Source organism: Clostridium sp. MCC328, assembly GCF_018785465.1.
Classification (GTDB): Bacteria; Bacillota; Clostridia; order Lachnospirales; family Lachnospiraceae; genus Pilosibacter; species Pilosibacter fragilis.
Genome location: NZ_WQPW01000066.1, coordinates 1 through 5,056, shown reverse-complemented (window position 1 = coordinate 5,056; position 5,056 = coordinate 1). Strand labels below are relative to the sequence as shown.

At 32.7% G+C, this 5,056-nt stretch carries 5 protein-coding genes; all 5 read right to left on the bottom strand.

What is annotated here, in order from left to right; all coding sequences use genetic code 11:
* Positions 1-121 precede the first annotated feature (121 nt).
* Positions 122-1,456 carry an HNH endonuclease gene (locus tag GPK83_RS10370; RefSeq protein ID WP_215704730.1) on the bottom strand — a complete coding sequence of 445 codons (1,335 nt, stop codon included), beginning with the start codon at positions 1,454-1,456 and terminating at the stop codon, positions 122-124.
* A 47-nt stretch (positions 1,457-1,503) separates the two neighbouring features.
* Positions 1,504-2,691 carry a hypothetical protein gene (locus GPK83_RS10365; RefSeq protein ID WP_215704729.1) on the bottom strand — a complete coding sequence of 396 codons (1,188 nt, stop codon included), beginning with the start codon at positions 2,689-2,691 and terminating at the stop codon, positions 1,504-1,506.
* A 76-nt stretch (positions 2,692-2,767) separates the two neighbouring features.
* Complete coding sequence (locus tag GPK83_RS10360; RefSeq protein ID WP_117553064.1) at positions 2,768-3,979, bottom strand: MBL fold metallo-hydrolase; 1,212 nt, start codon at positions 3,977-3,979, stop codon at positions 2,768-2,770.
* Between the two features lie 52 nt (positions 3,980-4,031).
* Positions 4,032-4,541: a hypothetical protein gene (locus GPK83_RS10355; RefSeq protein ID WP_215704728.1), complete on the bottom strand. Its 510-nt coding sequence runs from the start codon at positions 4,539-4,541 to the stop codon at positions 4,032-4,034.
* A 24-nt stretch (positions 4,542-4,565) separates the two neighbouring features.
* A complete protein-coding gene (locus GPK83_RS10350; RefSeq protein WP_215704727.1) occupies positions 4,566-4,850 on the bottom strand; it encodes a hypothetical protein in 285 nt (94 codons plus the stop codon).
* Positions 4,851-5,056 lie beyond the last annotated feature (206 nt).

The window sequence follows — 5,056 nt, the reverse complement described above, 5'->3', positions numbered from 1 at the left end:
ATGAAGCAAGGACGGCAGCATAAATTGATAAGCACTATTTTTTTAGCCACAAGTGTTACAAAAAAGCTTGACCACAACATATGTCAAGTATAGGACAAAAAAATTTAGCAAATTACTATCTCTAAATAATCTGCTTACTGATTACGCACTGTTCGTCTATTTTTCGTGGAACTATGCTTGAAAAATTTTCTGTTTCATATCTCCCATACTGATTTCTCAGCATTTCCAGAAATATTCTACATTCTTTTTCATCAACAAAATCATATTTATCGTTTTCTGTAAACGGAATTATAAATACAAAAATAGTATCCAAAATTCTTAATTCACCATAACAATATGGTATCCTATAATCACATAGCTTTTTTCTCGTAAAAATGTATAATTCCGGTTCTAATATTAATCTTTTACACTTAAGTAACACAACATCTGGCAACTGAATATTATCGTTTCCATATCGAAGCCAATCTATTGTTTTAACAAAGGGAAACAACGATTCATTCCCAATAAGACCTATTACACATTTTACAAAAGTTTTATAAACATGTTGAGGAACATAATCTTTGACGTAAGTAATTTCGATATTACCACTACTGTCAGGCTTTTGGTTCGAAATAACAACTGGTCCTTTCACTTTATTTTCTTTTACAAATGCTTTTATACTCTCAAAGCATCCCCAGTCTGACTCATATTCTTCTTTTTCATAATCAAAAAATCTTGCATATCTACCATCTGTAAGTTGAAAAATTGGATAACCATTTTTTCCTTTAAGTCCATATTGTAGTCTTTTCCATACAAGAAAATTGCACAAATCTTCCTCAGCGTTTCTTGCAAAATAATCATTACATGCATCGCACTCTTCTCTCTGTATAAATTTAGTATTTCCAAGTGCCTCTGGTATTGCATGTGCGATTTCCTGATATCTTGTTTTACCATCCTTTACACTACCACCACAATAAATACATTTTCTTTTTCGTTTATCTTTTTCACCTTTTATCACTTTTTGTTCGGGTACTATCATTTGTATTTCATATGGATATATATCTAAATATTTTTGTATATTTCCCTTTACTTCCATATACTCCTTCATTTCTAATGCAATTGTCTCATCTGTCTCTCCTTTATTATAATATGGTAATGATTCTTTTAAGGTATCGTACAATTCCTTAAACTGTTCATTATATGGATAAATATAAATATAGTTTTGGATTGGCACATCCCTAAAAAATTTTATCAAACGATTTACTTCTTTTACCTTTGAATATTTACGTCCCAAAAAATCAACAACTCTATTTTTCCCTTCGCAAGTCATTTTTATAGGCTGTTCATTAGAAACATTATCTAATGTTAAGTTAAAAAGAATTCCATTCAAAAATGGATTTACTTCGGCTACAGGTGACATTTCCATTATCAATAATCTTTGTTCATCTATGAAAACAATCTTTGCCACTACATCCATACTATACTAATCCTCCAATATCTTACATACATCTAAAAAAATCAAAATTAACAAACCTTTTCAAATATCTCCGGCAAAGAAGACATCATAATTTGCGTATTATTTGTAAACTCATACAACAAAAAGACCTTTATAATCCGCTTTCCCTTCTGCTGATAAACCTTTTCCGATGCTTTTAATTGTTCATATGCTTCCCTAATGTTCCTTGAATAGAACTTTTCTATCAGATCCACCTCCGGGACCTGTTGTTTTGCGCCTATCCCCATAGTGCCAGACTTTAATTCAAAAAGAAATATCACCTCTTCAAATTCTATGTAAAAATCCGCACTCTTTTCTTTTCCTTCAGGGATTTTATCCCACATATCCCGATGCAAATACAATTGTGCCAATTCCTGAAAATACTCCTCAAACATATTGCCAAATGCATTTAAAAATTTCTGCCCCTTGTGTTTATCTAAATAGTAATCTCTCTCTAGCCAATATAATCCATCTGCAAAAGACATTTGCAAAAGGTGCATACTTACTAACAGGGTCTGTTTATGCTTTTGAGTTTTCACAAATGGTTTCGAGTAAAATATTTGCTTTTTTATCTCGCAATTTCGAACCTGATCATAGTCAACGGAATAATAGTCTATAATTCTTTCGATTTTTTCTCTTGTTACACTTTGAGAAACCTTTCCTTGATACATATTTTCCGGTGCCGTCAACGGATCAGAATGCTGACCGCACAACCATAATATAATCAGTTCAGTCATTAACAATTCATCGAGTCCGAATCCAAATTGTTCCCTAACGATTGCATTGATGTCAATTATCTCTTTTCTGCAAATTTTATCAGATGCAACCAGAATATGATAATTTCTATTGAAATTTTGTAAAGTCCAAGCCAGATTCTGAAACTCGAACTGTTCATATGTCATTCCCATAAGATAAGTAAAAACTCCAGCCAACGATACTTCATTCAAATAATGTATCTTAGATTTATCGTTTTCAAATCCTCTATACAAATTTGTCACATAGCCCGCCATATCTTCTGTCATATGTCCTTTCCGGTAATCATTGCTTTCACAAATAGATGTATATATCATGTCAGGAATATCCCACGCCGAAAGCATTACTTCTACATTTCGTTGAATAAATCCATATTGGTGTATTTTCAAAGGGAAGTTAATCGTTGCCTTTAATTCATTTTTATCAGTGTTTTTTAGCTGCTTCTGATATTTTTTTATAGACATTTCTCCCCAAAATTTAATAAATTCTCAGTTGAAGTATTTTTTACAAAAGAAACAAAATCTTTCACTTTCCGCTCTCCTAAACACTACGCACTTTACCCGTTTTCCAGTCCAGACTAAGGTATTTCTGTGCTTCCTCTGTTTTTTCTATATTCTTAAAATCTCCAAGAACTTTTCTGCTGTACACCCCCTTATATGCTCCGTCTCTTCCCATTAATACTTGTAATCTTGTTGAATCAGCACAATCTGCAAGTGTTGTAATACAACAATTTGCTGGCATACAATTACTTCGAATATGCCCTGTAATACTACCATGATGTGATATACAGTAATATGTTGATTTACACAAATTGGGCATACAAGTTGATACATTCTCCCAACCTTCCGTCTCAATATCTCCTGTAAATAGCATACTATTTTCCCCAAAACATATCTGATATAAAACAGATGTATTATTGATATTGTTCTTTGGTGCCTTGTTTTTTTTGTTGAAACTGACATCTGGATACAGAATATGAATATTGTTTGTAGAATTACCAATAATCGGATCTATAAATTTAACTCCTAAAGCACTTAATTGTAATAAAATACGATTATATGTAGGCTGTTTCCAAGGATATTGTGTATTCATCCATACTTCTGTATTGGCATCAATCCATCCTCTTTTAATTAAATGTTCAATTCCGTTAATATGATCATAGTGCAGGTGTGTAATCATCAATTTTGATATTCTGTCTATTCCAAACTTATTGAAAATAGACTGTAAACAATCTTCCAAATTAGAACTGTAATTATGCTTATTGGTAAAATCAAATGCCGAGCAGTCTACCATCCACATATTGTATGAACCATTTTCGCAAAAAACGATAATGCTACAGTTTCCATGTCCAACATTTATATGATATGAGCATACGTCTGATATATCTTCATTTACTTCCTTGGGCTGATTTCCGTAATTTTGAAATCCAATCGTTCTGATTAGCTGCTTATTAAGTTCGGTATGTACAATGGATGTGGGATTATCCTCTGCTGTTTGAAATTCTCTACCATCGTAATACACAAACTCTCCTTCCGGAATCATAATTTGATTTTCCAGCCGCATTTCTCTCAGATTTATATCATAAGCATCAATATCATATATGTCATCCATGCTATCTTGCATCAGTATCATCTGGTCACGATATAACTCCTCTATATCATTCTCTCTCCATCCACTTAGATAATACCCATGAACAAAGTATAATCCTTCTTTTAATTCAAATTCTCGCTTCATACTAAAACTATTATCCATATTGGAATCCCCCTCGTATTTTTATTCTTACTTTTCCCTCCATGAAAAAACATCATCGCTCATTAATTTGTCCATCCATACAATCTTTACAGATAAAATCGTCATCTATAGGAAAAAATAATTCTCCACATCTCTCACGGTACTTCAGTTCATTCAACTGATATTTCGTTCCACAACAAAAACAAAAATATGATGAATCTGTTTTTACCATACTATCAGTATCACAGTCAGGGCAGGTAAATAAGGGAAATTCACCCCCATGATGCCCTACCTCATATTCAGATATATGCAATACTTTCTCAATATATTTTTTTGCAACATTAGCCGGCTTCTCAGAATAACCACAATAATAGCACTCGCATTGTGTATTACCATCACCATACCTTAATAACATTTCTCCGCATTCCGGACATTCCATTAAATATTCTTGCAATGTAATATTTAACGCTCTTGAAATGGCTAGTTTTACAGCATCATCATGATGATTCTTCAATTTTTTTGTTTCAATTTGAAGCCTTTTGTAATATTCCTTTTCTCTCTCTGTCAACCCATCACTAAGCATATTAGATGGTATTTCAAACTCGTTTTAGTTTTTCCCTAGAAAATCAACAATCACTTCAACTGCATTATTAATTGCACTTTCCACAGCTCTAGGGTTATTATCGATTGCTCCATGTTCAAATCTGTTTCTCGTTTCTCTAAGTCGCTTTAACTGTACTTTCTGTTTTTCAGCAAAAACATATCCACACAAATTTTCTAATCGTTCGATGGCTGTATTACTATCAACCGTTTTTAATGAACCATCCGTATATTTATTCCTTGAAGCATGATTCATATCATCAAAAATATAAGTCCAATGCTCTATATCCAACCGGCTTTTAAATACAAGCTCTATACCGGCGGATAAATGAAGCAATGAATATTTTAACTATTATCTATCCCTCACTATCTCTTCCACGTTTTCCTGTTCTGCATTTTGAAGGTGTTCAAGACCTGTAACCTGAATTATTCACGGAGCAGTATCTGAACTGGTAACTGTACCATGAATCCCAAAATTGACCCATGTAGCCTAAACAT

Bases quoted from the DNA above. Each gene is read 5' to 3' on its own strand.
- GPK83_RS10370 (WP_215704730.1), bottom strand. From the start codon at position 1,456: ATGGATGTAGTGGCAAAGATTGTTTTCATAGATGAACAAAGATTATTG.
- GPK83_RS10355 (WP_215704728.1), bottom strand. From the start codon at position 4,541: ATGCTTAGTGATGGGTTGACAGAGAGAGAAAAGGAATATTACAAAAGG.
- GPK83_RS10360 (WP_117553064.1), bottom strand. From the start codon at position 3,979: ATGGATAATAGTTTTAGTATGAAGCGAGAATTTGAATTAAAAGAAGGA.
- GPK83_RS10365 (WP_215704729.1), bottom strand. From the start codon at position 2,691: ATGTCTATAAAAAAATATCAGAAGCAGCTAAAAAACACTGATAAAAAT.